Here is a 26,296-nt window from a genome sequence, read left to right as displayed (position 1 = left end):
CGCCCACCGGGACGTCCGGGGCTCGCCGCCCGCGCGGGCCGCCCCGGCGGCGCAGGCCCGCGCGGTCAGCACGGCGACCAGCGCGGCGATCTCCTCGGGGGACGGGTCGCCCCGCACCACCTGCAGGAACGGCTTGTCTTCAGCGGTCACGGGTTCTCCTCGGCGGCCGGGGCCGGACGCGGCGGTCCGGCCCCGGAACGGGCGTCCGTCTCGGTGATCAGAGCGGGATGTTGCCGTGCTTCTTCGGCGGCAGCGTCTTGCGCTTCTCGCGCAGCGCCCGCAGCGCCTTGACGACCTGCCCGCGCGTCTCCGACGGCTTGATCACCGCGTCGACGTAGCCGCGGTCGGCGGCGACGTAGGGGTTGGCGAGGGTGTCCTCGTACTCGGTGATCAGCTCGGCGCGGCGGGCGTCCGGCTCGTCCGCGGCGGCCAGTTCGCGCCGGTACAGGATGTTCACCGCGCCCTGCGCGCCCATCACGGCGATCTGCGCGGTCGGCCACGCCAGGTTGACGTCGGCGCCGAGGTGCTTGGAGCCCATGACGTCGTACGCGCCGCCGTACGCCTTCCGGGTGATCACGGTGACGAGCGGGACGGTGGCCTCGGCGTAGGCGTACAGCAGCTTCGCGCCGCGCCGGATGATCCCGTTCCACTCCTGGTCGGTGCCGGGCAGGAAGCCGGGGACGTCCACGAAGGTCAGCACCGGGAGGTTGAACGCGTCGCAGGTCCGGACGAACCGGGCGGCCTTCTCGGAGGCGTCGATGTCGAGCGTCCCGGCGAACTGCATCGGCTGGTTCGCGACGATGCCGACCGAGTGGCCCTCGACGCGGCCGAACCCGCAGATGATGTTGGGCGCGAACAGCTCCTGGACCTCCAGGAACTCGCCGTCGTCCAGCACGTGCTCGATCGCGGTGTGCATGTCGTACGGCTGGTTCGGCGAGTCGGGGATGAGGGTGTCGAGCTCCTCGTCCACCTCCGACGGGTCGACCGGCACGTCGAACGCGGGCGCGTCCGCGAGGTTGTTGGACGGCAGGTAGGAGAGCAGCGCCTTGACGTACTCGAAGGCGTCCTCCTCGTCGGACGCCTTGTAGTGCGCCACGCCGGACTTGGAGTTGTGCGAGTGCGCCCCGCCCAGCTCCTCCATGGTCACCTCTTCGCCGGTGACCGTCTTGATGACGTCCGGGCCGGTGATGAACATGTGCGAGGTCTGGTCGGCCATGACGATGAAGTCGGTGATCGCCGGGGAGTACACCGCGCCGCCCGCGCAGGGCCCGAGCACCAGCGAGATCTGCGGGATCACGCCGGAGGCGTGCACGTTCCGCTTGAAGATCTCGGCGTACAGGCCGAGCGCGACCACGCCCTCCTGGATCCGCGCGCCGCCGGAGTCGTTGATCCCGATCATCGGGCAGCCGGTCTTCAGTGCGTGGTCCATCACCTTGACGATCTTCTCGCCGAACACCTCGCCGAGGGATCCGCCGGCGACCGTGAAGTCCTGGCTGAACACCGCGACCTGGCGGCCGTCGACCGTGCCGTACCCGGTGACGACGCCGTCGCCGTAGGGCCGGTTCTTCTCCATCCCGAAGTTGGTGGACCGGTGCCGCGCCATCTCGTCGAACTCGACGAACGAGCCCGGGTCGAGCAGCGCGTCGATCCGCTCCCGGGCCGTCATCTTGCCCTTGGCGTGCTGCTTCTCGACGGCCCGCGCCGAGCCCGCGTGCACCGCCTCGTAGCGGCGTCGTTCCAGGTCCGCGATCTTTCCCGCCGTCGTGTGGATGTCGTACTCGACCGCGGGTTCAGGGGCTTCCATCGCCATGCGGGCCAGGGTAACCGCACGCTGACCCGGGCCATGCGGGCGGGGCCCGCTGACCGGGATGAACTGGGCCGCACCGCGGATCGTTACGCTGGGGCGCGTGGCTACGAAGACGCGAGACATCCTTCGGCAGGACATGCCCGAACCGCTGCGGCGCGACGTCCGCCTCCTGGGCGCGATGCTCGGCGACGGGCTCGTGGAGTACGGCGGCCAAGGGCTGCTGGACGACGTCGAGCGGCTGCGCCACGCGGTGATCGCGGCCCGGCGGGGCGAGACGTCCGCCGACGAGGTCGCCGCGATCGTCGACGGCTGGACGCTGGAGCGCGCCGAGCAGGTCGCCCGCGCGTTCACCGTGTACTTCCACCTGACGAACCTCGCCGAGGAGCACCACCGCATCCGGACGCTCCGCGAGCGCGACGCCGGCGGGACCGTTCCCGGCTCGGTGGCCGCGGCCGTCGAGGAGATCCGCACCGAAAAGATCGGCACCGCGGGCGGCGACCGGCTCGCCGAGGTGATCGACGGCCTGGAGTTCCGGCCGGTCTTCACCGCGCACCCGACCGAGGCCCGCCGCCGCGCCGTCGTCACCGCGATCCAGCGGATCAGCGACCTGCTGACCGCGCTGAACGCCGGACAGGGCGCGAGCGAGCGGGAGGAGACCGAGCGGCGGCTCCGCGAGGAGATCGACCTGCTGTGGCGGACGGCGCTGCGCCGCGGCACCCAGATGGACCCGCTCGACGAGGTCCGCACCGCGATGGCCGCGTTCGACGAGACGATCTTCCGGGTCGTCCCGCACGTCTACCGGGCCCTCGACCGCGCCCTCGACGGGGACGACACCGGCACCCGGCCGCCGAAGGCCCGCCCGTACCTGCGGTTCGGCAGCTGGATCGGCGGCGACCGGGACGGCAACCCCTACGTGACCGCGCAGGTCACCCGCGACGCGATCATGATCCAGGCCGACCACGTGCTGCGCGCGCTCGAGACCGCGTGCGCGCGCATCGGCCGGGAGTTGACCGTCCACGAGTCCACGACCCCCGCCTCGGCGGGGCTGCGCAACGCGCTCGCCGCCGCCCGCACCGCGCATCCGTCCCGGCTCGCCGAGGGCGCCAAGCGGTCGCCGGGCGAGCCGCACCGCCAGTTCCTGCTGTACGCCGCGACCCGGATCGCCGCGACCCGCGAACGCGACGCCGACCTCGCCTACGCGTCCCCGGACGAGCTGCTCGCCGACCTGCGGACCGTCCAGGAGTCCCTGGCCGCCGCCGGGGCCGCCCGGCAGGCGTACGGGCGCGTCCAGCAGCTGATCTGGCAGGTCGAGACGTTCGGCTTCCACCTCGCCGAGCTGGAGATCCGCCAGCACTCCGAACTGCACGAGAAGGCCCTCGCCGAGGTCCGGGCCGGTGGCGAGTTGTCGGAGATGACCGAGGAGATCCTCGAGACCCTGCGGGTCGTCGCGTGGATCCAGAAGCGCTTCGGCGTCCGCGCCTGCCACCGCTACATCGTGTCGTTCACCCGGTCCGCCGAGGACATGGCGAACGTCCACGAGCTGGCCGCCTCCCTCGGCGACGGCGCGCCCGTCCTCGACGTCATCCCGCTGTTCGAGACCGGCGAGGACCTGGAGCGCGCCCCGTCGGTGCTGGAGGGGATGCTGGAGATCCCGGCCGTCCGGCGCCGGCTGGACGACACCGGCCGCCGCATGGAGGTCATGCTCGGCTACTCCGACTCCGCCAAGCAGCTCGGCCCGGCCAGCGCCACCCTGCGCCTGTACGACACGCAGGAGGCCCTCGCCGCGTGGGCGGCCCGCAACGACATCACGCTGACCCTGTTCCACGGCCGCGGCGGGTCCCTCGGCCGCGGCGGCGGCCCCGCCAACCGGGCGATCCTCGCGCAGGCCCCCGGGTCCGTCGCGGGCCGCTTCAAGGTCACCGAGCAGGGCGAGGTGATCTTCGCCCGGTACGGCCGCACCGAGATCGCCGAGCGGCACGTCGAGCAGGTCACCAGCGCCGTGCTGCTGGCCTCGACCGACGCCGTCCAGGAGCGCGCCCGCGCGGCGGCCGCCCGGTTCCGGCCGCTCGCCGACAAGATCGGCGAGGCCGCCAAGGACGCGTTCCGGTCGCTGATCGAGACCGACGGCTTCGCCGCCTGGTTCGCCCGCGTCAGCCCGCTGGAGGAGATCGCCGAGCTGCGCATCGGGTCGCGCCCCGCCCGCCGCAAGGCCGCCCGCGGCCTGGAGGACCTGCGCGCCATCCCGTGGGTGTTCGCCTGGACGCAGACCCGCGTCAACCTCCCCGGCTGGTACGGGCTCGGCAGCGGCCTCGCCGCCGTCTCCGGCGACGGCCGCGACCTCGGCGAGCTCCGCGAGGCCTACGAGGCGTGGCCGCTGTTCAACACGCTGCTCGACAACGCCGAGATGAGCCTCGCCAAGTCCGACCGGGCGATCGCCGAGCGCTACCTGGCCCTCGGCGGGCGCCCCGAGCTGTCCGAGGCCGTCCTCGCCGAGTACGACCGGACCCGGCGGCTCGTCCTCGCGGTCACCGGCCACGAGCGCCTGCTGGAGAACCGCCGCGTCCTGTCCCGCGCCGTCGAGCTGCGCAACCCGTACGTGGACGCGCTCTCGCACCTCCAGCTCCGCGCCCTCACCGCCCTGCGCGCCGGGGACGTCACCGACGAGGAGGAGCGCAGCCATCTCGAAGCGCTGCTCCTGCTGTCGGTCAACGGCGTCGCCGCCGGCCTCCAGAACACCGGCTGATGACGGAGGCCGGACCCGCGGCGACCGGCGACCGGCCGCGAGGTGCTCAAGGGGCGCAGCGTCGTCCACATGGCCAAATCCCTGGGCTGAGGAATCGGGCCGGGCACGGCGGACGTTGAACGCGGCGTGACCGGACCGGAGGAACGCCTGGCCGAGGACCGCGCCGGCACGCTGGAGCTCATGGCGTCGCTGCGCCGCGACTGGGACGGCGTCGTCGAGGCGTCGGCGCAGACCGGGGTGGACGACGAGCACGACCCGGAGGGCGCCACGATCGCCTTCGAACGCGCACGGATCGAGGCGTCCCTGAGCCGGGCCCAGGCCCACCTGGACGAGATCGACGGCGCGCTGCGCCGGCTCGCCGACGGCGCCTACGGAGTCTGCGAGCGCTGCGGCGGCCCTATCGCGGCGGAACGCCTGGCCGCCCGGCCGACGGCCCGCACCTGCGTCGCCTGCGCCTGATCGCCGTGGTCGCGGTCTAGGACGGCCAGCTGGGCTTGCGCTTCTCGTTGAACGCGGCGATGCCCTCGCGGCGGTCGGCGGAGAAGGCGACGGTGCGCCAGGCGTTGTCCTCCAGGTCGAGGCCCGCCTCCAGGGAGACGCCGGCGCCGAGGCGCATGGCGCGCTTGGCGGCGCGGACGGCCGTGGGGGAGTTCTTCGCGATCACCTGGGCGATGCCGAGGGCCTCCTCGCGGGCCGTCCCGGCGGGCACCTTCCGGTCGGCGAGGCCGTACTCCAGGGCCTCCTCGATGCCGAGGCGGCGGCCGGTGAACACCAGGTCGGCGGCCCTGCCGGGGCCGAGCTTGCGCAGCGCCAGCTGCGTCCCGCCGCCGCCGGGGACGAGCCCGACGCCCACCTCGGGCAGTCCGAACACGGCCGACTCGTCCGCCACGATCAGGTCGGCGGACAGCGCGAACTCGCAGCCGCCGCCCAGCGCGTAGCCGTGCACCGCCGCGATCACCGGCTGCGGGAGGTTCAGGACGCCGCCGAACGCCGCGCGGAAGACGGGCCGCTGCGCGAGGAGGTCCTCGTCGGACATCGAGTTGCGTTCCTTGAGGTCGGCGCCGACGCAGAACGCCTTCTCGCCCGCCGCGCTCAGCACCACCGCGCGGGCGGACGCGTCCGCCGCGACCTCCGCGCACACCGCGGCCAGCCGCCGCGCCATCGCCGTCGACAGGGCGTTGAGGGCCTCGGGCCGGTCCAGCACGATCTCCGCGACGTGCCCGTCGCGCCGCAGCGTCACACCATCCATGGGGCGACCCTAGCCGTGCCCGCGCCGCTCGGGGCGGCCGGGGAGTACGGGAGACCGGGGGGCTCGTGAGGTTGGATGGACGGGTGAGCGAATCGTCTTATGGGAACCTCGACCGCCCGCCGCTGCACGAGGCGGCGCTGCAGCGCGCGCTCGTCCAGGAGGGCGGGCTGTGGCGGGAGGTGCGCGTCGTGCCGGAGACCGGGTCGACCAACGCCGACCTCGCCGTCCGGGCCCGCGAGGGGGCGCCGGAGGGGACGGTGCTGGTGACCGAGCTGCAGACGGCGGGCCGGGGGCGGCTCGGCCGGCCCTGGACGGCGCCGCCGCGCTCGGGGCTGATGTTCTCGATGCTGCTGCGGCCGGACGTGCCGGTGCCGCTGCTCGGCTGGCTGCCGCTGCTGACGGGCGTCGCGGTCGCCACGGCGGTCCGCCGGATGACCGCGTTCGCCGAGTCGGGGGAGGGGTTCTTCGGCGGCGCCGGCGGCGACGCGACGGTGGACGCCCGGCTGAAGTGGCCGAACGACCTGCTGGTCGGGGACCGCAAGCTCGCCGGGATCCTCGCCGAGAAGGTCGACGGCGCGCTGATCGTCGGCGTCGGGCTGAACGTGGGGCTGCGCGAGGAGGAGCTGCCGGTGCCGACCGCGACGTCCCTGGCGATCGAGGGCGCGCCGCTCACCGACCGGGCGCCGCTGCTGCGCGCGATCCTGCGCGAGATGCGGACCTGGTACGGCGAGTGGACGATGCTGGGCGGCGATCCGGAGTCCAGCGGGCTCCGCACCGCCTACAAGGACCTGTGCGCGACGCTCGGCCGCCGCGTCCGGGTGGAGCTGCCGGCGGAGCAGACCCTGGAGGGGACGGCGCGGGACGTCGACGGGTCGGGCCGGCTGGTGGTCGAGGGGCCCCGCGGTGACGTCGCGGTGAACGCCGGCGACGTGGTGCACGTCCGGTGAACACCGCAGGTCGGTGCGCTGCGTCACGTCGGATCTGCAACGATATGGGGGGTACCGATTCACGACGCCGGCGGCGGGATCCCCGCGCGCCGGCGGACTGAGGGGCGGAAGATGGCGCGCGGACTGCCGGATCCTAAGGAGATCGAGGAGCTGCTCCTCGGCGGCGAGCTCCGCTACACGCGCGTCGACACCGTCCGGCTGTCGGGGGTGTCGCGGGAGTTCACCGGGCGGCTGTGGCGGGCGTTCGGGTACCCGTCGATGCCGGACGACGCGGTCGCCTACACCGAGGGCGACGTGGCGGCGCTGTGCCGGATCCGGCGGCTCATGGAAGAGGGCGTGCTGGACGAGGAGGGCGTGATCCGCCTCATCCGGGCGTTCGGGCAGACCATGACGCGGCTCGCGGAGTGGCAGGTCAGCCTGATGAAGGAGATGATCGCGCCGGACCCGAACGAGGCGCCGTCCGCGGAGGCGGTCGGCACGATCGTGGAGATCGCCGACAAGCACATCGACGCGTTCGAGCCGCTGGTGGTGCACGCGTGGCGGCGGCAGCTGGCCGCGGCGGGGACGCGGGCGATCGCGTCGGCGGCGACCCGGGAGAACGGGGACCCGGCCGGCCGCCCGCTGACCACCGTCGGGTTCGCGGACATGGTGTCGTTCACGCAGGTCAGCCGGGAGCTGGAAGAGATCGAGCTGGCCCGGGTGGTGGAGTGGTTCGAGGAGACCGCCGCCGACATCATCGCCGCGTGCGGGGGCCGGCTGGTGAAGACGCTGGGCGACGAGGTGCTGTTCAGCGCCGAGTCGCCGGCGGTCGGCGCGGAGATCGCGCTGACGATCGCGGCGGCGATCCAGGACGAGACGGAGGTGCCGGACGTGCGGGTCGGCGTGGCGCACGGGCCGGTCCTGCCGCTGATGGGCGACGTGTTCGGCACCACGGTGAACCTCGCGGCGCGGCTGACGGCGCTGGCCCGGCCGGGCTCGGTGGTGATCGACAGCGAGCTGGCGGCGCGGCTGGAGTCCGAGCCGGCCTACGCGGTCACCCGGATCGTCCGGCGGCCCGTCCAGGGGCTCGGCATCGTGCAGCCGTTCGTGCTGCGCCGCGCGCCGCGTCCCCAGGACGGGCCGCCGGGCGACGGCGGCCGCTAGGCCGGGTCACACCGGCTTGCTGATCTCCTCGCCGGGCGCGTCGGTGAGGCGCTGCAGGTAGTTCTGCTCGCCCAGGGCCTGCACCAGGCTCAGCTCGGTCTCCAGGTAGTCGATGTGGTACTCCTCGTCGGCGAGGATGTCCTCGAAGATCCGCGCGGACGTGACGTCGCCGCGCGAGCGCATCAGCTCGATGCCGGGCCGCAGCCGCGCGACGGCCTCCATCTCGACCTCGAGGTCGGCCTTGAGCTGCTCGACGACGGTCTGGCCGATCCGCAGGGTGCCGAGCTTCTGGTAGTTCGGCAGGCCCTCCAGGAACAGGATCCGGTCGGTGAGCCGCTCGGCGTGCCGCATCTCGTCGATCGACTCGTCGCGGGTGTGCTTCGCTATCCGGGTGAAGCCCCAGTTCTCCTGCATCTTGGAGTGCAGGAAGTACTGGTTGATGGCCGTCAGTTCCGCGGTGAGCTGCTCGTTGAGCAGCGCGATGATGTCCTTGTCGCCTTCCATGCGCCTCATGCTTCCACAGTGGGCAGCCTTGATCGCCGCAGCGGCACGTGTTCGCCGGTCGGTGGCGGCCGTGCGGGTGATGGCGGCGGCTCAGGCGGCGGTGGGCGGCGCGGCTCCCTTCGCGGCGGGCGGGACGATCCCTTCCGCGGCGGCCGGCTCCACGGTGGCCGGGGTGCCGGGCGCGTCGGGGACGGCGGCGAGGGGCAGCGGGCCGCCGGTCAGGGCGTCGGCGAACTCGCTCGCGGTGCGGTACTGGCTGACCATCGCGTGCAGCCGCTTGGTGCAGGAGCCGCAGCCGGGCTTGAAGCCGCAGGCCGCCTTGACCTCCTTGGCCGTGCCGCAGGCGCCGCCGGCCAGGCAGCCGTGCACGTCGTCCTCCGTGATCGCGTTGCAGACGCAGACGTACATCCGGTGGGGAACCTTCCGTGCGACCAACTGGACCGGCGTGCCTGACCTAGCCCTTTAGGGCACCCTCATTAAGGTAAGGCTCCCCTAAGGTAACCCACCGATGTCCGATCTGGCCAGTGGGCTCCCAATCGGTGTGATTCAGCCCTCATGGGGAAGGGCTTCCGTCGGCACGACGGGAGGGCGGGACAGTGGCACAGGTATGGCCGGGCGATGCGTACCCCCTCGGAGCCCGGTTCGACGGCGCGGGCACGAACTTCGCCGTCTACTCCGAGGCGGCCGAGCGGGTGGAGCTCTGCCTGTTCGACGGACCGACGGGCGATGGAGAGGAGACGCGGCTGGCGCTGCCGGAGGTCGACGCGTTCGTCTGGCACGGATACCTCCCCGGGGTGATGCCGGGCAGGCGGTACGGGTTCCGGGTGCACGGGCCGTACGATCCGCCGCGCGGCCTGCGGTGCAACCCGGCCAAGCTCCTGCTCGACCCCTACGCGCAGGCGATCGAGGGACGCGTCGACTGGGACGAGTCGTGCTTCGGCTACCGGTTCGGCGACCCGTGGTCGAGCAACGACCTGGACTCGGCGGAGCACACGATGCGCTCGGTGGTCGTCAGCCCGTACTTCGACTGGGGCGACGACCGCCCGCCGCGGATCCCCTACCACGAGACGGTGATCTACGAGGCGCACGTCAAGGGGCTCACCGCCCGGCATCCGGACATCCCGCCGGCGCTGCGCGGCACCTACGCCGGCCTCGCCCACCCGGTGATCATCGACCATCTGAAGTCGATCGGCGTCACGGCGGTGGAGTTGATGCCGGTGCACCAGTTCGTCCACGACGACGCGCTGATCCAGCGGGGGCTGCGCAACTACTGGGGCTACAACACCATCGGGTTCTTCGCGCCGCACGGCGAGTACTCCTCGTCGGGGGAGCGCGGCGAGCAGGTGCTGGAGTTCAAGGCGATGGTGAAGGCGCTGCACGAGGCGGACATCGAGGTGATCCTCGACGTGGTCTACAACCACACCGCCGAGGGCAACCACCTCGGGCCGACGCTGTCGTTCCGGGGGATCGACAACGCCTCGTACTACCGGCTGACCGAGGGCGACCAGCGCTACTACATGGACACCACGGGCACCGGGAACAGCCTGCTGATGCGCAGCCCGCACGTCCTGCAGCTGATCATGGACTCGCTGCGGTTCTGGGTGACGGAGATGCACGTCGACGGGTTCCGCTTCGACCTGGCGGCGACGCTGGCCCGCGAGCTGCACGAGGTGGACCGGCTGTCGGCGTTCTTCGACCTCGTCCAGCAGGACCCGGTGGTCTCACAGGTCAAGCTGATCGCCGAGCCGTGGGACGTGGGGGAGGGCGGCTACCAGGTCGGCAACTTCCCGCCGCTGTGGACGGAGTGGAACGGCAAGTACCGCGACACGATGCGCGACTACTGGCGCGGGCAGCCGGGCGCCATGCCCGGCTTCGCGTCCCGGCTGACCGGGTCGTCCGACCTGTACGCCGACGACGGCCGCCGCCCGATCGCCTCGATCAACTTCGTGACCTGCCACGACGGGTTCACCCTGCACGACCTGGTGTCGTACAACGGCAAGCACAACGACGCCAACGGCGAGGCCAACCGGGACGGCAGCGACGACAACCGCTCGTGGAACTGCGGCTACGAGGGCCCGGTCGACGACCTCGACATCGTCGCGCTCCGCGAGCGGCAGAAGCGCAACTTCCTGACCACGCTGTTCCTGTCGCAGGGCGTCCCGATGCTGCTGCACGGCGACGAGCTGGGCCGCACCCAGCAGGGCAACAACAACGCCTACTGCCAGGACACCGAGATCTCCTGGGTCGACTGGACCGGCCTGCACGAGGAGACGTTCTTCGACGAGCGCGGGCCGCTGCTCGACTTCGTCCGGCGGCTGTCGAAGCTGCGGACCGAGCACCCGGTGTTCCGGCGCCGCCGGTTCTTCGTCGGCGACCGGCCGTCCGCGGCGCGGGGAGCCGATTCCAGCGCGCTGCCCGACCTGGTGTGGTTCACGCCCAGCGGCGACGAGATGGACGACGAGGACTGGACCGCCGGGTTCAACAAGTCGCTGAACGTGTTCCTCAACGGCGAGGCGATCGGCGAGCCCGACCGGCGCGGCCGGCAGGTCCGCGACGACTCGTTCCTGCTGCTGGTCAGCGCGCACGACGGGGAGCTGACGTTCGCGCTGCCGCCCGCCGCGTACGGCCAGATGTGGGCCAAGGTGCTCGACACCGCCGACCCGTTGCTCGCCGAGGAGGAGTCCCCCGTGGTCAAGGCCGGAGAGTCCGTGCGGGTCGCCGCCCGCTCCATCCAGGTGCTGCGCCGTGTCTGACGACGTTCCCCCCGAGCGGGTTCCCCCCGAGCAGACCGCACCCCCGTCCGGCACGTACCGGCTCCAGCTGCGCGGCACGCCCGACGGCCGCTTCGGGTTCGACGAGGCCGCCGCGCTGGCCCCCTACCTGGCGGCGCTGGGCGTGTCGCACGTGTACCTGTCGCCGATCCTGCAGGCCGCGCCCGGATCCACGCACGGCTATGACGTGGTCGACCACTCGAAGCTGTCGGACGAGCTGGGCGGCGGCGAGGCGTTCGGTGCGATGGCGCAGCGGTTCCGCGCGCACGGGCTGCGGGTGCTGGTCGACATCGTCCCGAACCACATGGCCGTGCCGGTGCCGCCCGACCTGAACCTGCCGCTCAACGCCGTCCTGGCGGAGGGGCCGTCGTCGCCGTACGCCAAATGGTTCGACGTCGACTGGGACGCGGGCGGCGGGCGGATCGTCCTGCCCGGGCAGGGGGAGCCGAACTACCGCCGGTTCTTCGACATCTCGGGGCTGATCGGGCTCCGGCAGGAGGACCCGGAGGTCTTCGAGCGGACGCACGCGCTGCTGCTCGGCCTGGTCGGGCAGGGGCTGGTGGACGGCCTGCGCGTCGACCACCCGGACGGCCTCGCCGAGCCGCGCGGCTACCTGCGCCGCCTCGCGGACGCCCTGCCGGATCCCGGGCCGGACGCCGGGCCGGACCACTGGCTGCTGGTGGAGAAGATCACCGAGGGGGAGGAGCGGCTGCCGGTGGACTGGCCGTGCGCGGGCACGACCGGCTACGACTCGCTCGGCATGATCGGCGGCCTGTTCGTCGACCCGGCCGGGGAGAAGCCGCTCACCGACCTCTACGTGGCGCTGACCGGCGGCCCGGCGGGTTTCGAGGAGGTCGAGCGCGACGCGCGCCTGCACGCCGCGACGCACGGCATGAAGCCGGAGATGGACCGGCTCATGCGCGTCCTCACCCGCGTGGTGGGGCGGCGTGACCCGGACCTCGAACGGGCCTTGCGGGAGCTGCTCGTGGCGATGCCCGTCTACCGCGCCTACGTCGTCCCCGGTGAGGACCCGCCGCCGCAGGCCGTGGGCGTCCTGAACGAGGCCGCCCAGAGAGCGCGCGGACACCTGCCGGAGGATCTGCATCCCGCATTGGAAACGGTGGTGGACCTGGCGCTCGGACGGGGTGAGAAGTCCGATCCCGAGTTCATCGTGAGGTTCCAGCAGACGTCGGCCCCGCTGGCCGCCAAGGGCGTGGAGGACACCGCCTTCTACCGCTGGAACCGCATGGCCGCGCTGAACGAGGTGGGCGGCGACCCCGGACGCTTCTCCGTGAGCCAGGTCGACTTCCACGCCCACTGCATCCGGCTCGCGCGGGACTGGCCGTCCACGATGACGACGCTGTCCACGCACGACACCAAGCGCCAGGAGGACGTGCGGGCGCGGCTGGCCGTCCTGTCGGAACTGCCGGAGGAGTGGGCCGACGCGGTGAACCGGTGGCGCTCCTGGTGGGGGCCCGCCGAGTCGCCGATGGAACCCGACCTGGAATACCTGTTGTGGCAGACGCTCGTGGGCGCGTGGCCGATCACGCCCGACCGTCTGCAGGAGTTCCTCGTCAAGGCCATGCGCGAAGCCAAGACGCGGACATCCTGGGCGGACCAGGACCCCGCCTATGAGAACGGGGCCCTCGGCTACGCGCGGCGCGTCCTGGAGGACCCCGACCTGGTCACCGACGTGACCGCGTTCGTCGCGCGGCTCGACCCGTACGCGCGGGTGAACGCGCTGGGGCAGAAGCTCGTCCAGCTGGCGATGCCGGGCGTCCCCGACGTCTACCAGGGCTGCGAGCTGACCGGCCTGGCGCTGGTCGATCCCGACAATCGGAGGCCGGTCGACTACGGGCGCCGCCGCGAGCGGCTGCACCGGCTCGACACCGGCCGCCCGCCCAAGGACGTCGACGACGAGAAGCTGCTGGTGACGTCGCGGACGCTGCGGCTGCGCCGGTCGCATCCGCGGTGGTTCGGCCCTCCGGCGGGCCATGAGCCGATCCCCGTCGCCGGGCCCGCCGCCGACCACGTCGTGGCGTTCCGGCGGGGCGGCGCCGTCGCGCTCGCCACCCGGCTGCCGGCCGGCCTGGAGCGCCGGGGCGGCTGGGACGGGACGGAGGTGGACGTCGGCCGGCAGGGCTGGCGCGACGTCCTCACCGGCGTCACGCACTGGGGCCCGCGCCTGGACGCCGCCGCCGTGTTCGCGCATCTGCCCGTCGCGCTGATCGTCCCCCGGGAGATCGACAGGTGAGTAAGCGTTTCGAGGTCTGGGCCCCCGAGGCCCGGCAGGTCGACGTCGTCGTCGCCGGCGCCCGGCATCCCATGGCGCGGGTGGAGGGACGGTCCGGCTGGTGGGCGGCCGAGATCGCCGGCGCCGGGCACGGCACCGGCTACGGCTTCGCCCTGGACGGCGCCGCCGAGCCCCTTCCCGATCCGCGTTCCCTGTGGCAGCCCGACGGCGTCCACGGCCCCAGCCACGTCTACGAGCACGGCCGGTTCGACTGGACGGACGGCCAATGGCGCGGGCGCCCGCTCCCCGGAAGCGTCCTGTACGAGATGCACGTCGGCACGTTCACCCCGGAAGGGACGTTCGACGCGGCGATCGAGAGGCTCGACCATCTCGTCGCGCTCGGAATCGACGCCGTGGAGATCCTCCCCGTCGCGTCCTTTCCCGGGCACCACGGGTGGGGTTACGACGGCGCCTGCCTATGGGCGCCCCACGAACCCTATGGCGGCCCCGATGGGCTGAAGCGTTTCGTGAACGCCGCCCATACGCGCGGCCTCGCCGTCGTACTCGACGTCGTCTACAACCATCTCGGGCCCGACGGTAACCACCTGGGCGACTACGGCCCCTACTTCACCAGTGCGCACAGCACCCCTTGGGGTGACGCGGTCAACTTCGACCAGGACGGCTCGGACGGGGTACGCGCCTTCGCCATAGAGAACGCGTTGATGTGGCTGCGCGACTACCACTTCGACGGGCTGCGTCTGGACGCCGTCCATGCCATCACCGACCACAGTGCCGTCCACATATTGGAAGAGATGGCGGGCGCGGTATCGGCTTTGTCCGCGCATCTGGGACGCGAGTTGTTCCTCATAGCGGAATCCGACCTGAACGACCCGCGCCTGGTCACGTCCAGGGAAGCGGGCGGACACGGGCTCGACGCGCAGTGGAGCGACGATTTCCACCACGCCCTGCACGCCGCGCTGACGGGCGAACGGCAGGGCTATTACTGCGACTTCGGTTCCATGGAAACCCTCAAAAAGGCGCTCACCCGCGTGTTCGTGCACGACGGGACGATGTCGACCTACCGGGGGCACCGTCATGGCCGTCCCGTGGACGTCGAAATGATGCCGGCGCACCGGTTCCTCGGTTTTCTGCAGAACCACGACCAGGTCGGTAACAGGGGCGCAGGGGACCGTATAGGCGCCGTCCTCGCCGGGAATGGACTGTCCCCAGGACTGCTCAAGGCGGGCGCGGCACTGCTCGTCCTGGCGCCGTTCACGCCCATGCTCTTCATGGGCGAGGAATGGGGCGCGTCCACGCCCTGGTGCTACTTCACCGACCACCGCGACCCGGACCTGGCGCGGGCCGTCAGCGAGGGGCGGCGCAGGGAGTTCTCCCGGCATGGCTGGACCGGCGAGGTCCCCGATCCACAGGCTGTGGACACCTTCCGGCGGTCCGTCCTCGACTGGGAGGAGCCCGCCAAGGACCCGCACGCCGGCCTGCTGGACTGGCACCGGTCGCTGATCGCGCTGCGCCGCGAACGGCCGGAGCTGAACGACCCGCGGCTGGCCGCCGCGTCGGTCGAGGTCGGCCCCGATAACGGCACTGGCGACGCCGGAACCGGGCGCTGGCTGACGATGCGGCGCGGCGCCCTGCGCATCGCGGTGAACCTGGGGGACGGGACCGTCCGGCTCCCGCTGCCGGACGGCGAGGGCCGCGTACTGCTCGCCTCAGATCCGGCAATACGGATGGAAAGCGGCGTCAACGGCGATTCCCATTCGCGGGCGCTGACCCTTCCCGGAGCGTCGGCGGCCGTTCTCGGGTGACCGTTCGCGGCGCCGCGCGGACCGCCCGGCGGGCGGCGGCCGGAGGCGCGATGCCCGCCTTGATCCCGCTTCTCCCCGGTTGATGGGTGTTCGAGGATGTACTACGAGTGGCAAACCGCAGGTCAAGAGCGCGGCGGCACCCGGGAAACGTTCAAGAATGGCCATACGATCGGTTCATGACCTCAGTACTGCTCGCCGAGGACGACACGTCCATCTCCGAGCCTCTCGCCCGCGCGCTGCGTCGCGAGGGGTACACCGTCGAAGTCAGTCCGGACGGTCCGCAGGCGCTCGAGCGGGCGCTCGGGGGCGGCGTGGACCTGATCGTCCTCGATCTGGGCCTGCCCGAGCTGGACGGCCTGGAGGTGGCCCGCCGGGTCCGTGCCGAGGGGCATGGAGTTCCGATCCTGATCCTGACCGCCCGGGCCGACGAGGTCGACACCGTCGTCGGCCTCGACGCGGGCGCCGACGACTACGTCACCAAGCCGTTCCGGCTGGCCGAGCTGCTCGCCCGGGTCCGCGCGCTGCTGCGCCGCGGCAGCACCGAGACCCCGATCGTCCAGGGGGTGCGGATCGACGCCGAGTCGCGCCGCGCCTGGATGGGCGACCAGGAGCTGCAGCTGACCACCAAGGAGTTCGACCTGCTGCGCGTCCTCGTCCGGGACGCCGGCAAGGTCGTGACCCGCGAACAGATCATGCGCGAGGTGTGGGACACCAACTGGTGGGGTTCCACCAAGACCCTCGACATGCACATCTCCTGGCTGCGCCGCAAGCTCGGCGACGACGCCGGCAGTCCCCGCTACATCACCACGGTGCGGGGCGTCGGCTTCCGGTTCGAACGCGGCGACTGACAGGCCCGTACCGGCCGCCATGGCCGCGCGGTCAGCCCCCGGGCCTTCCCGAGAGGCCCGGGGCGCCCCGCCCGGGCGTGGCCCCACCATAAGGAGCCCAGATGAGGCGCCGACTCCTCCTGTCGACGCTCGCGGTGGCGGTGGTCGCGATCCTGTTGCTCGGCATACCCCTCGCCTACGCCGCCCACAAGCTCATCTACGAGGGAGCCGCGCAGTCCCTCGACCGGGAGGCGTCCGCCATCGCCGGCGGCGTCGCCTACACCCTCGAGTCGCGCCAGCCCGTCACCGGCGGCGCGATCGCGCGGGAGTACCCCGGGCGGCACATCGCGGTGACCCTGCCGGACGGCCGCGCCGTCGAGGCGGGCCCGCGCCCGGTGCCGGGCGCGCGGCAGCTCACCGCCGCGGCGTCCGGGCAGGGCGTGCGGGTGCGGATGTCGCGGCCCGCCTCCCAGCTGAAGGACCAGGAACTGCGGCTGCTGCTGTTCATCGGCAGCCTCGCGCTGCTCGGCGTCGCCGTCACGGTGGGCCTGGCGATGGTCCAGGCGCGCAAGCTCACGCTGCCGCTGCAGGACCTCGCCGAGACCGCCGACCGGCTCGGCACGGGCAACGCCCGGCCGCGGCGCCGCCGCTACGGCATCCCGGAGGTCGACCGGGTCGCCGAGGTGCTGGACCGCAGCGCGGTCCGCATCGCCGACCTGCTCGCCTCCAGCCGCGAGTTCGCCTCCGACGCCTCGCACCAGCTGCGCACGCCGCTGACGGCGCTGTCGATGCGGCTGGAGGAGATGATCGAGGCGGCCGACTACCCCGACGTCGTCCGGGAGGAGGGCGCCGCGGCCGTCGCGCAGACCGAGCGGCTCGTCGCCGTCGTCGAGCAGCTGCTCGCCCGCGCCCGGCACGACCGCACCGGCGGCGCCGTCGCGTCCCCGATCGACGACATCATCCGCCAGCAGGTGGAGGAGTGGCGGCCGATCTTCCGGCGGGACGGCCGGGACGTGCGGATCGTCGGCGAGCAGGGCCTGGTCGGCATGACCAACCCGGAGGGGCTGTCGCAGATCGTCGCGACGCTGCTGGACAACTCGCTGATGCACGGCGCCGGAACCGTCACCATCCACACCAAGCCGGGCGCCAGCTCGGTCGTGGTGGAGGTCGGCGACGAGGGGCAGGGCATCCCGCCGGAGCTGGAACCGCGGATCTTCGAACGCAGCGTCAGCGGCGGCCGCGGCACCGGCCTCGGCCTCTACCTGGCCCGCTCGCTGGCGGTCGTGGACGGCGGGCGGCTGGAGCTGCTGCAGTCCCGTCCGGCGGTGTTCGGGGTGTTCCTGCGCGAGGCCGCCGAGGCCCGGCTGGCCGGCGAGCGCGTCGTCCTCGGGCCTGCCTGAGGCGGGCAGGACGGCAGGTCAGGGAGACCCGCGGGTCAGGAGAACTGGGCGTAGTCGCCCGCGGTGTCCTGGTCGAGCGGGTGCCCGAGGCGCCCGCCCGGTCCGGCCGGGCCGGGCGGGAAGGGCCTGCTGCCCGCGGCGTGCGCCCCGGGGCCCTCGGGCAGCCCCGACGCCGGGTCGACCGGCGGCGCGCTCGCGGGCAGGAACACCCACTTCTTGTACGACCAGAAGCGGAACAGCGTGGCGACGGCGGTGCCGATCACCAGCGAGATGTTGTACGGGATCGCGCCGGTCAGGCCCAGCACGTAGTGGGTGAAGCCGATGAACATCTCCGTGATCACCAGGCCGACGCCGTTCAGCGCGAAGAACAGCGCGTACTCGCGGCCGAGCCCGGTGCGGTCGCGGTGCCGGAACGTCCAGTACCGGTTCGCGAGGTAGGCGAACGTCGTCGCGACGATGGTCGCCACACCGTTGGAGGTCAGCGGCCCCATGCCGAGGCCGCTGTTCATCCCGTTGCCGATGCCGACCGTGATCACGAAGGCGATCGCGCCCACGCTGCCGAACTGGGCGAGCTCGCGCAGCAGGTGCGCGAAACGCCGGTGGAGAGAGGCGACCAGGCTCACGAAGGGGAACCGTCCTTCCGGACCTCGGCTGGTGGTGCCGCTGCCGATGGCGCGGCGGCTGCTACGGGAGCACAACGAGGATAGACGCCCCCGGCCCCCGCGGCGTCGGAACATGAACGTTCAGGGCTCTCCTCCCGTTCCCTGCCCCGCGTCCGGTGGCCCACACACCTACGACGCCCGGAACGGGTGATTCGTTCGGTTCGAGGGCCCGATAGCCTTCTGACGTGAGCATTCCAGGTCGGCACCCATCGAACGGGGAGGACCCGCAGCGCCCCCCGGACCGGTCCCCCCGGCGTGACATGCCCGTCGTCGGAATGGCGGGAGGCGGCCAGCTGGCGCGGATGACCCAGCAGGCCGCGATCGCCCTCGGCGTGCCGCTGCGCGTCCTCGCGGGCGCGCCGGACGAGTCGGCGGCCAGGGCCGTCGCGGACGTCCGGATCGGCGACGACCGCGCCCTCGACGACCTGATGGCGTTCGCCGAGGGCTGCGACGTGGTGACCTTCGACCACGAGCACGTCCCCGGCCCGCACATCGCGAAGCTGGAGGAGTCCGGGACGCCGTGCCGGCCGGGCTCGGCCGCCCTCGCGCACGCCCAGGACAAGCTGGTCATGCGGGAGCGGCTCAGCGCGTCCGGCGTGCCCTGCCCCGCCTTCGCGCCGCTGCCGTCGTCCGCGCCGATGCCGGCGCTGGAGGCGTTCGGGCACGAGCACGGCTGGCCGCTGGTGCTGAAGGCGACCCGCGGCGGCTACGACGGCAAGGGCGTCTGGGTCGTGGACAGCCTCGGCGTCGAGACGGTCGAGCTGGTCGAGCGGCTGGCCGGCGGCGGCGTCGAGCTGATGGTCGAACAGCACGTTCCGTTCCGCCGGGAGCTGGCCGCGCTGGTCGCGCGCTCGCCCTACGGGCAGGGCGCCGCGTACCCGATCGTGGAGACCGTCCAGAAGGACGGCATCTGCGTCGAGGTGATCTCGCCGGCGCCGGGGCTGTCCGGCGAGCTGGCCGCCGAGGCGCAGAGCCTCGCCCTGCGGATCGCCGACGAGCTGGGCGTCGCCGGGCTGCTCGCGGTCGAGCTGTTCGAGACCGAGGCGCCGCGGACCGGCCGGCAGGGCAGCGGGCGCGGCCTGCTGGTCAACGAGCTGGCGATGCGCCCGCACAACTCCGGGCACTGGACGATCGAGGGCGCCCGCACGTCCCAGTTCGAGCAGCACCTGCGCGCCGTCCTGGACCTGCCGCTCGGCTCCACCGAACCGACCGCCCGCTACACGGTGATGGCGAACGTCCTCGGCGGCGACGACCCCGACGTCTACCCTCGCTACATCCACGTGATGGCGCACGACCCGGGCGTCAAGGTGCACATGTACGGCAAGGAGTCCCGCCCCGGACGCAAGATCGGGCACGTCACCGTGCTCGGCGACGACCTGGCCGACCTGCGCGAACGCGCCCGGCACGCGGCCGACTACCTGCGCTGGGGTCCGGCGATGAAGGAGCACACATGAGCAGCCCGCTCGTCGGCGTGGTGATGGGCAGCGACTCCGACTGGCCGGTCATGAAGGCCGCCGGGGAGGCCCTTGAGGAGTTCGGCGTCCCCTACGAGGCCGATGTCGTGTCCGCGCACCGGATGCCGCACGACATGATCGCCTACGGCGAGCAGGCCGCCGGGCGCGGGCTCCGCGCGATCATCGCCGGCGCAGGCGGAGCCGCCCACCTGCCCGGCATGCTCGCCTCCGTGACACCGCTGCCGGTGATCGGCGTCCCCGTCCCGCTGAAATACCTCGACGGCATGGACTCGCTGCTGTCGATCGTGCAGATGCCCGCCGGCGTCCCGGTCGCGACGGTCGCGGTCGGCGCGGCCCGCAACGCCGGGCTGCTGGCCGTCCGCATCCTCGCCGCGTCCGACGAGGCCCTCCAGGCGAAGATGAAGGACTTTCAGCAATCGCTGTACGACCAGGCCAAGGCGAAGGGCGAACGCCTCCGAGAGAGCCTCTGACGGCTCGGCCCGGCGCGTCCCTCAGTGCCGGCGGCTCCACTCCACGGCGGGGCAGCGGTCCATGACCACGTCGAGCCCGGCGTCCTTGGCGCGCCGGGCCGCCGCCTCGTCGACCACGTCCAGCGGCATCCACACGGCCTTCGCGCCCGCCGCGATCGCCTCGTCCACGACCGCCCCTGCGTGCTCGGCGCGCCGGTACACGCCGACGACGTCCACCTCGGACCCGTCCGGCACGTCCGCCAGCGAGGCGTAAGCCCGCTCGCCCAGCACGCTCTTCCCGGACGGATGCACCGGGATGATCCGCTTGCCGCGCCGCTGCAGCAGCCGCGCCTGGTTGTGGACCTCGCGCCCCGGATTGTCGCCGAGCCCCACGAACGCCCACGTCCTGGACTCGCCCAGCAGCCGGCTGATCACATCCGGATCGGCATAGACATCACCCATGCCCGAAACAACACCCCTGCCCCGCCGATCGTTCCCGCGCTCGTCAGGGGCGGCCTAGGGCGCGGTAGTTCCAGGACGCGGCGCGCCAGCGTTCGGGATCGAGGGCGTTGCGGCCATCCACGATGTTGCGCTCGGCCACGACCCGCGCGACCGCCGTCGGGTCCATGTCGCGGAACTCCTGCCATTCGGTCAGGAGCAGCACGACGTGCGCGCCGTGGACGGCGTCCAGCGCGGACGAGCCGAAATCCAGGGACGGCTGGGCGCGGCGGGCGTTGTCCATCGCGCGCGGGTCGTAGACGGTTACCTTCCCGCCCTGCGCGCGGATGGACGCCGCCACGTCCAGGGCGGGCGAGTCGCGCACGTCGTCGGAGTTCGGCTTGAACGCCGCGCCGAGCACCCCGACCGTCCGGTCGGCGAACGAGCCGCCGAGCAGCTGCCGGGCGAGGTCCACCATCCGGATGCGGCGCCGGATGTTGATCTCGTCGACCTCGCGCAGGAACGTCAGCGCCTGGTCGGCGCCCAGCTCGCCGGCGCGGGCCATGAACGCGCGGATGTCCTTGGGCAGGCAGCCGCCGCCGAACCCGAGGCCGGGGCCGAGGAACCGGCCGCCGATCCGGTCGTCGTACGACAGCGCCTCGGACAGCTTGGTCACGTCCGCGTGCGCTGCCTCGCAGACCTCCGCCATCGCGTTGATGAAGGAGATCTTGGTGGCCAGGAACGCGTTCGCCGACACCTTGACCAGCTCGGCGGTCGCGTAGTCGGCGGTGATGAACGGCGTGCCGTCGGCGATCATCGTCCGGTAGATCTCGCGGAGCACCTTCTCGGCGTGCTCGGCGGCGCCCTGCTCGGCGGGCAGCCCGGCGACGATCCGGTCCGGGCGCAGGGTGTCCTCGACGGCGAACCCCTCGCGCAGGAACTCGGGGTTCCACGCCAGCACGGCGTCGCCGCCCACCGGCGCGGCCTTCGCGACCGTCTCGGCCAGCCGCGCGGCCGTCCCGACCGGCACCGTCGACTTGCCGACGATCACGCAGGGCCGGTGCAGCAGCGGCGCCAGCTCGCCGATCGCGGCGTCCACGTAGGTGAGGTCGGCGGCGTACTCACCGGCCTTCTGCGGGGTCCCGACGCACAGGAAGTGGACGTCGCCGAACTCGGCGGCCTCCTCGTAGGACGTGGTGAACCGCAGCCGCCCGCTCTCCAGGCCCCGGCGCAGCACGGGCTCCAGCCCGGGTTCGTAGAACGGCAGGTCCCCGGCCGCGAGCCGGGCGATCCTGGCCGCGTCGGCGTCCAGGCCGAGCACCTCGAAGCCCAGGTCGGCCATGCAGGCCGCGTGCGTGGCGCCGAGGTAACCGGTTCCGATGACCGTCAGCCGCTGGGTCAAGGCGGGCTCCTTCCGGTTCGCTGCCGCCGTCCTCAGGCCCTAGTGAACCTTCCCCGAAGCGCGCCCGGGTACCGGCGGCGGCCGAGCGCAGTCTACTGGCCGGTAGCATCTGCGGTATGAGCCATGACTTTCCCGTGTACGCGCCGTCGGAGGAGCAGGAGCTGCTGCGGGCGACGGTGCGTGAGCTGGCGGATGCCAAGATCGCGCCGTTCGCGGCGGAGGTGGACGAGGAGTCGCGTTTCCCGCAGGAGGCCCTGGACGCGCTGGTCGCCAACGAGCTGCACGCGGTGCACGTGCCCGAGTCGTATGGGGGTGCGGGGGCGGATGCGCTGGCGACGGTGATCGTGATCGAGGAGGTCGCGCGGGCGTGTGCGTCGTCGTCGTTGATCCCGGCGGTGAACAAGCTGGGCACGGTTCCGGTGCTGCTGTCGGGGTCGGAGGAGCTCAAGCGCAAGTACCTGGGGCCGGTGGCGCGCGGTGAGGCGATGTTCTCCTATGCCCTGTCGGAGGCCGACGCCGGCTCGGACGCGGCGGGCATGAAGACCCGTGCGGTGCGTGATGGTGACGCGTGGGTGTTGAACGGCGCGAAGATGTGGATCACCAATGCAGGCGTGTCGGAGTACTACACGGTGATGGCGGTCACCGACCCGTCCGCCGGGGCGCGGGGAATCTCGGCTTTTGTGGTGGAGAAGTCCGATCCGGGGGTGTCGTTCGGGCCCAAGGAGCGCAAGCTGGGGATCAAGGGTTCCCCGACCCGGCAGGTGATCCTGGAGGACGTGCGGATCCCCGGTGATCGGATCATCGGCGCGGAGGGCACGGGGTTCAAGACGGCGCTGGCCACCTTGGACCACACCCGCATCACCATCGCCGCGCAGGCGCTGGGCATCGCCCAGGGCGCGCTGGACTTCGCGATCGGCTACGTCAAGGAACGCCGCCAGTTCGGCAAGCCGATCGGTGATTTCCAGGGTGTGCAGTTCATGCTGGCGGACATGGCGATGCGGTTGGAGGGCGCACGGCAGCTGACCTACCACGCAGCGGTCAAGTCCGAGCGGGCGATGCACGGTGAGAAGATCCCGGATCTGACGTTCGTGTCGTCGGCGTGTAAGGCGCTGGCCTCGGATGTGGCGATGGACGTCACCACCGACGCCGTGCAGCTGCTGGGCGGGTACGGGTACACGCGGGAGTTCCCGGTGGAGCGGATGATGCGCGACGCCAAGATCACCCAGATCTATGAGGGGACCAACCAGATCCAGCGGATGGTCATCGCCCGCCAGCTCCTCAAATAGCCGGCGGAGCACGACCGCGCCCCCGCGTCCGATACCCGGACCGGGGGCGCGTCCGTTATCACCGATTCGCGTGGGCGCCCGTAGCCTCCGGCTAGCTTCGCCCGGTGACCCCACCCGTCGAAGGCCAGCAGGCGGAACTCGCCGACCGGCTCGCCCGCCCCATGACCGGCGCGTTCGTCCTCGGCTCCGTCGACCTGCTGGTGGCCCTGATCTTCGCGTCCGTCGCGTTGATGCTCGACGCCACCGGTGCGCTCGCCCTGTCGCCGCTGGCGGCCGGCATGGGCACGGGGGCGCTGGTCTCCTGGGCCACCGGCGCCGGGACGGTGGCGCTGCGCAGGGCCCTCCGCCGAGGCGAGCAGCCGGACATGGCGCAGATCCGGCGCCACCTCCGCCTCCCTTACCTCCTGCGGAACATCGCGCCGATCCCGCCGGTGGTCCCTTCTGCGCGGCCCGGAACTGCTGCCCCTGCCTGGTGGCCTGGCAGCGCGGGCAGAAACCGCTCCGGCTGTGGCTGCGGGACCCGGACCGGCGGCGGGCGCTGCTGCCCGCCGCCGAACTCCTGGCCCTCGCGCAGGCGGTCTCCCACGGCCGCGAGGACGATCCGCGCATCGTCCCGATCGCCGAAGGGCTGCGCGGCCTCGCAGCGGACCCGTCCGCCGTCTGATCCGGCGGCGGTTCACAGCCGGGCGGGGAGGCCGAAGCGCTCGACCAGCGCGCTGTCGTGGAAGGCGGTCACGGCGGCGATGGCCTGGCCGCGCAAGGTGACGACCTGGATCGCGAAGGCCTCGCCGTCCTTGTACATCGCGAAACCGGGCTGCCCGTTGGCCCGGACGGGGACGAGGCGTGTCCGGGCGCCGCGCAGCCGGGCCTCCAGCAGCCGGAGGACGCTGTCGCGACCGGCGAACCACGACGGGTTGGGCGGCATCTCCCAGACCGCGTCCTCGGTCAGCAGCCGGGCCAGCGCGTCGATGTCGGCCCGCTCGAAGGCGTCGGCGTACCGGTCGAGCAGGTCGCGGCGCTCCGGCTCGGCCGGCTCGGCGATCTCGTCGGCGGCCGGTTCCAGCCGGTCCAGGCGGGCCCGGGCGCGCTGCAGCGTGCTGTTCACCGCGGTCGCGGTGAGGCCGAGCGCGTCGGCGGTCTCCTCCGCCGACCAGGCCAGCACGTCCCGCAGGATGAGCACCGTCCGCTGCTGCGCGGGCAGGTGCTGCAGCGCCGCGATGAGCGCCAGTCGCAGCCCGGCCCGTCCGGCCACGATGGCCGCCGGGTCGGCCTGCTCGTCGGCGATCGGCTCCAGCCACGGGATCTCCGGATCGCGCGGGTCCAGCGCGTTCGGGTCGGTGGACGGGCCGCCGAGCCCGGCCGGCAGCACCCGGCGGCTCCCGTGCCGCAGCGCGTTGAGGCAGGCGTTGGTGGCGATGCGGTAGAGCCAGGTGCGCATCGAGGCGCGGCCCTCGAAGTCCTGGTACGACCGCCAGGCGCGCAGGTAGGTCTCCTGCACGAGGTCCTCGGCGTCCTGCACCGACCCCAGCATCCGGTAGCAGTGGGTGAGCAGTTCCCGCCGGAACGGCCCGGTCAGTCGGACGAACTCGTCATGCGGCTGTTCGATCACGGTCAACCGATACACCTCCTTTCTTGTACAGACCCGCGAGGCCGCCGGATTCATCGGGTCGCGCCCGGTCGATTCCGCGGGGCCGCCGGTCGGTACAGGTATGAACAGGAAATGGGTTCTGGGGCTCACCTCGGCGGCCTCGGTGATGGTGGCGCTGGACGCCACCGTGGTGACGACGGCGTTGAGCCGGATCCGGCTGGATCTCGGCACCTCGATGGAACAGCTCGAATGGACGGTGAACGCCTACAGCCTGAGCTTTGCCGTCCTGTTGATGACCGGCGCCGTGCTGGGCGACCGGTTCGGGCGGCGGACGGTCTTCACGGCCGGGCTGGCGCTGTTCACGGCCGCCTCGGTGGCCTGCGCGCTCGCCCCGGACGTGGGCTGGCTGATCGCGGCGCGGGCGGTGCAGGGCACCGGCGCGGCGCTGGTGATGCCGCTGGCGATGGCGCTGCTCAGCGCCGCCTACCCACCGCCGGACCGGCCTAAGGCGCTGGGCCTGTTCGCCGGGCTCACCGGGCTCGCGGTGGTCGGCGGGCCCGTGGTCGGCGGCGCCGTCACCCAGGGGCTCGCCTGGGAGTGGATCTTCTGGCTCAACCTGCCGATCGGGCTGGCCGTCATCCCGCTGGTGCTGCGCCGCGTCCCGGAGAGCCGCGGCGGCGGGGAGGGCGTGGACGCCGGCGGGCTGCTGCTGGCGACCGGCGCCGCGCTCGGGCTGGTGTGGGGGCTGATCCGCTCGGACGCCGCCGGATGGGGCAGCGCCGAGGTCGTGGGCACGCTGGTCGCGGGCGCGGTCTGCGGTGTCGCCTTCGTGGCCTGGCAGCGGGCCGCCCGGCGGCCGATGGTGCCGCTGGAGCTGTTCCGGCTGCGCGGTTTCGCGGCGGGCAACGCCACAGGGGTGTTCATGTACGCGTCGCTCTATGGGTCTCTGTTCTTCGCGGCGCAGTACTTCCAGACCGCGCGGGGCGACACGCCGCTGGAGGCCGGCCTGCACCTGCTCGCCTGGACGGCGTCCGTGACGGTCGTCGCGCCGGTGGCGGGGCGCCTGGTGAACCGGACCGGGGCCCGGCCGCCGGCCGCGCTCGGACTGGCCTTGCAGGCGGCCGGCATGGGCTGGCTCGCGCTCGCCGCCACGCCGTCCGTGCCGTACTGGCAGCTGGTCGCGCCGATGCTCATCGCCGGCGCCGGAGTGAGCATGGCGATGCCCGCGGCCCAGGCGGCCGTGCTCAACGCGGTCGCGCCGCAGCAGATCGGCAAGGCGTCCGGCGTGTTCAACACCGGGCGGCAGCTGGGCGGGGTGTTCGGCGTCGCGGTGCTGGCCCTGGCGTTCGGCGGGGCGGGCAGTTACGCGGGACCCGCGCCCTTCTCCGACGGATTCGCCGCGGCGATCGCGGTCAGCGCCGCCCTCTCGCTCGCGGGCGCCTTCGCCGCCCTGGCCGTCCCGGGCCGGAAGGCCGCCGCCGCCCCCGCACCCGCCGAGCCCGTGCTCACGTCGAACCGCTGAACCCCCGGAAGGCGCCGGGGGATCGCA

The 26,296-nt window shown here is 72.7% G+C and carries 23 protein-coding genes; 14 read left to right on the top strand and 9 right to left on the bottom strand.

What is annotated here, in order from left to right; genetic code table 11:
- Both ABD296_RS09335 and ABD296_RS09330 read right to left on the bottom strand, forming a co-directional pair.
- Positions 1-150: acyl-CoA carboxylase subunit epsilon (locus tag ABD296_RS09335; protein WP_344263697.1), on the bottom strand; the 150-nt coding region annotated here is incomplete at its 3' end.
- A 67-nt stretch (positions 151-217) separates the two neighbouring features.
- The gene (locus tag ABD296_RS09330) at positions 218-1,810 is read right to left on the bottom strand and encodes an acyl-CoA carboxylase subunit beta (protein ID WP_344263671.1); all 1,593 of its coding nucleotides are present in this window, start codon (positions 1,808-1,810) and stop codon (positions 218-220) included.
- Between the two features lie 133 nt (positions 1,811-1,943).
- Between ABD296_RS09330 and ABD296_RS09325 the strand changes: the two genes are divergently transcribed.
- Positions 1,944-4,550 (top strand): phosphoenolpyruvate carboxylase, encoded by a 2,607-nt coding sequence (locus ABD296_RS09325; protein WP_344263695.1) that lies wholly within the window; start codon positions 1,944-1,946, stop codon positions 4,548-4,550.
- A gap of 126 nt (positions 4,551-4,676) precedes the next feature.
- Positions 4,677-5,009: a TraR/DksA family transcriptional regulator gene (locus tag ABD296_RS09320; protein WP_344263669.1), complete on the top strand. Its 333-nt coding sequence runs from the start codon at positions 4,677-4,679 to the stop codon at positions 5,007-5,009.
- A gap of 16 nt (positions 5,010-5,025) precedes the next feature.
- Here ABD296_RS09320 and ABD296_RS09315 read toward each other — a convergent pair whose 3' ends face one another.
- Positions 5,026-5,799, bottom strand: coding sequence for an enoyl-CoA hydratase/isomerase family protein (locus ABD296_RS09315; protein ID WP_344263667.1), 774 nt, complete (start codon positions 5,797-5,799; stop codon positions 5,026-5,028).
- Positions 5,800-5,882: 83 nt separating this feature from the next.
- Here ABD296_RS09315 and ABD296_RS09310 point away from each other — a divergent pair, with 83 nt between their 5' ends.
- Positions 5,883-6,746, top strand: a complete 864-nt coding sequence (locus ABD296_RS09310) for a biotin--[acetyl-CoA-carboxylase] ligase (protein ID WP_344263665.1) — start codon at positions 5,883-5,885, stop codon at positions 6,744-6,746.
- A gap of 111 nt (positions 6,747-6,857) precedes the next feature.
- The gene (locus ABD296_RS09305; protein WP_344263663.1) at positions 6,858-7,889 is read left to right on the top strand and encodes an adenylate/guanylate cyclase domain-containing protein; all 1,032 of its coding nucleotides are present in this window, start codon (positions 6,858-6,860) and stop codon (positions 7,887-7,889) included.
- Positions 7,890-7,895: 6 nt separating this feature from the next.
- Here the strand turns inward: ABD296_RS09305 and bfr are convergent, their stop codons facing one another.
- Positions 7,896-8,393 (bottom strand): bacterioferritin, encoded by a 498-nt coding sequence (gene bfr / locus ABD296_RS09300; RefSeq protein WP_344263693.1) that lies wholly within the window; start codon positions 8,391-8,393, stop codon positions 7,896-7,898.
- A 90-nt stretch (positions 8,394-8,483) separates the two neighbouring features.
- A complete protein-coding gene (locus tag ABD296_RS09295) occupies positions 8,484-8,801 on the bottom strand; it encodes a (2Fe-2S)-binding protein (RefSeq protein ID WP_344263661.1) in 318 nt (105 codons plus the stop codon).
- 188 nt (positions 8,802-8,989) lie between these two features.
- Here ABD296_RS09295 and glgX point away from each other — a divergent pair, with 188 nt between their 5' ends.
- The 5 genes from glgX (at position 8,990) to ABD296_RS09270 (ending at position 17,447) form a co-directional block, all read left to right on the top strand.
- Positions 8,990-11,146: a glycogen debranching protein GlgX gene (glgX, locus tag ABD296_RS09290; protein ID WP_344263659.1), complete on the top strand. Its 2,157-nt coding sequence runs from the start codon at positions 8,990-8,992 to the stop codon at positions 11,144-11,146.
- Positions 11,139-13,418: a malto-oligosyltrehalose synthase gene (treY, locus tag ABD296_RS09285; protein ID WP_344263657.1), complete on the top strand. Its 2,280-nt coding sequence runs from the start codon at positions 11,139-11,141 to the stop codon at positions 13,416-13,418. The genes glgX and treY overlap by 8 nt, the downstream gene beginning before the upstream one ends.
- Positions 13,415-15,220, top strand: a complete 1,806-nt coding sequence (gene treZ, locus ABD296_RS09280; RefSeq protein WP_344263655.1) for a malto-oligosyltrehalose trehalohydrolase — start codon at positions 13,415-13,417, stop codon at positions 15,218-15,220. Before treY ends, treZ begins: the two co-directional genes overlap by 4 nt.
- A gap of 176 nt (positions 15,221-15,396) precedes the next feature.
- On the top strand, positions 15,397-16,068 hold the full coding sequence (locus ABD296_RS09275; protein WP_019629095.1) for a response regulator transcription factor: 672 nt from the start codon (positions 15,397-15,399) through the stop codon (positions 16,066-16,068).
- A gap of 101 nt (positions 16,069-16,169) precedes the next feature.
- Positions 16,170-17,447, top strand: a complete 1,278-nt coding sequence (locus ABD296_RS09270) for an ATP-binding protein (RefSeq protein ID WP_344263641.1) — start codon at positions 16,170-16,172, stop codon at positions 17,445-17,447.
- 35 nt (positions 17,448-17,482) lie between these two features.
- Here ABD296_RS09270 and ABD296_RS09265 read toward each other — a convergent pair whose 3' ends face one another.
- Positions 17,483-18,070 carry a GtrA family protein gene (locus ABD296_RS09265; protein WP_344263638.1) on the bottom strand — a complete coding sequence of 196 codons (588 nt, stop codon included), beginning with the start codon at positions 18,068-18,070 and terminating at the stop codon, positions 17,483-17,485.
- A gap of 299 nt (positions 18,071-18,369) precedes the next feature.
- Here ABD296_RS09265 and ABD296_RS09260 point away from each other — a divergent pair, with 299 nt between their 5' ends.
- Both ABD296_RS09260 and purE read left to right on the top strand, forming a co-directional pair.
- Positions 18,370-19,563 carry a 5-(carboxyamino)imidazole ribonucleotide synthase gene (locus ABD296_RS09260; protein WP_344263636.1) on the top strand — a complete coding sequence of 398 codons (1,194 nt, stop codon included), beginning with the start codon at positions 18,370-18,372 and terminating at the stop codon, positions 19,561-19,563.
- Entirely contained in the window at positions 19,560-20,054 is a 495-nt protein-coding gene (gene purE, locus ABD296_RS09255; RefSeq protein ID WP_344263634.1) for a 5-(carboxyamino)imidazole ribonucleotide mutase, read from the top strand. Before ABD296_RS09260 ends, purE begins: the two co-directional genes overlap by 4 nt.
- Positions 20,055-20,075: 21 nt before the next feature.
- Here the strand turns inward: purE and ABD296_RS09250 are convergent, their stop codons facing one another.
- Both ABD296_RS09250 and ABD296_RS09245 read right to left on the bottom strand, forming a co-directional pair.
- A complete protein-coding gene (locus tag ABD296_RS09250) occupies positions 20,076-20,495 on the bottom strand; it encodes a CoA-binding protein (protein ID WP_344263632.1) in 420 nt (139 codons plus the stop codon).
- A 43-nt stretch (positions 20,496-20,538) separates the two neighbouring features.
- Complete coding sequence (locus ABD296_RS09245) at positions 20,539-21,873, bottom strand: UDP-glucose dehydrogenase family protein (RefSeq protein ID WP_344263630.1); 1,335 nt, start codon at positions 21,871-21,873, stop codon at positions 20,539-20,541.
- Between the two features lie 116 nt (positions 21,874-21,989).
- Here ABD296_RS09245 and ABD296_RS09240 point away from each other — a divergent pair, with 116 nt between their 5' ends.
- Together ABD296_RS09240 and ABD296_RS09235 are read left to right on the top strand one after the other, a co-directional pair.
- Positions 21,990-23,159 (top strand): acyl-CoA dehydrogenase, encoded by a 1,170-nt coding sequence (locus ABD296_RS09240; protein ID WP_344263628.1) that lies wholly within the window; start codon positions 21,990-21,992, stop codon positions 23,157-23,159.
- 472 nt (positions 23,160-23,631) lie between these two features.
- Positions 23,632-23,823: a hypothetical protein gene (locus ABD296_RS09235; RefSeq protein WP_344263626.1), complete on the top strand. Its 192-nt coding sequence runs from the start codon at positions 23,632-23,634 to the stop codon at positions 23,821-23,823.
- 12 nt (positions 23,824-23,835) lie between these two features.
- Here ABD296_RS09235 and ABD296_RS09230 read toward each other — a convergent pair whose 3' ends face one another.
- Entirely contained in the window at positions 23,836-24,768 is a 933-nt protein-coding gene (locus tag ABD296_RS09230; protein ID WP_344263691.1) for a sigma-70 family RNA polymerase sigma factor, read from the bottom strand.
- A 100-nt stretch (positions 24,769-24,868) separates the two neighbouring features.
- On the opposite strand from ABD296_RS09230, the gene ABD296_RS09225 reads away from it, so the two are divergent.
- Entirely contained in the window at positions 24,869-26,269 is a 1,401-nt protein-coding gene (locus ABD296_RS09225; RefSeq protein ID WP_344263624.1) for a DHA2 family efflux MFS transporter permease subunit, read from the top strand.
- The last annotated feature ends 27 nt before the right edge of the window (positions 26,270-26,296 follow it).

This window comes from Actinomadura napierensis (assembly GCF_039529375.1).
GTDB lineage: Bacteria > Actinomycetota > Actinomycetes > Streptosporangiales > Streptosporangiaceae > Spirillospora > Spirillospora napierensis.
The sequence above is the reverse complement of the archived record's forward strand: the minus strand, read 5'-3'. Positions and strand labels throughout refer to the sequence as shown.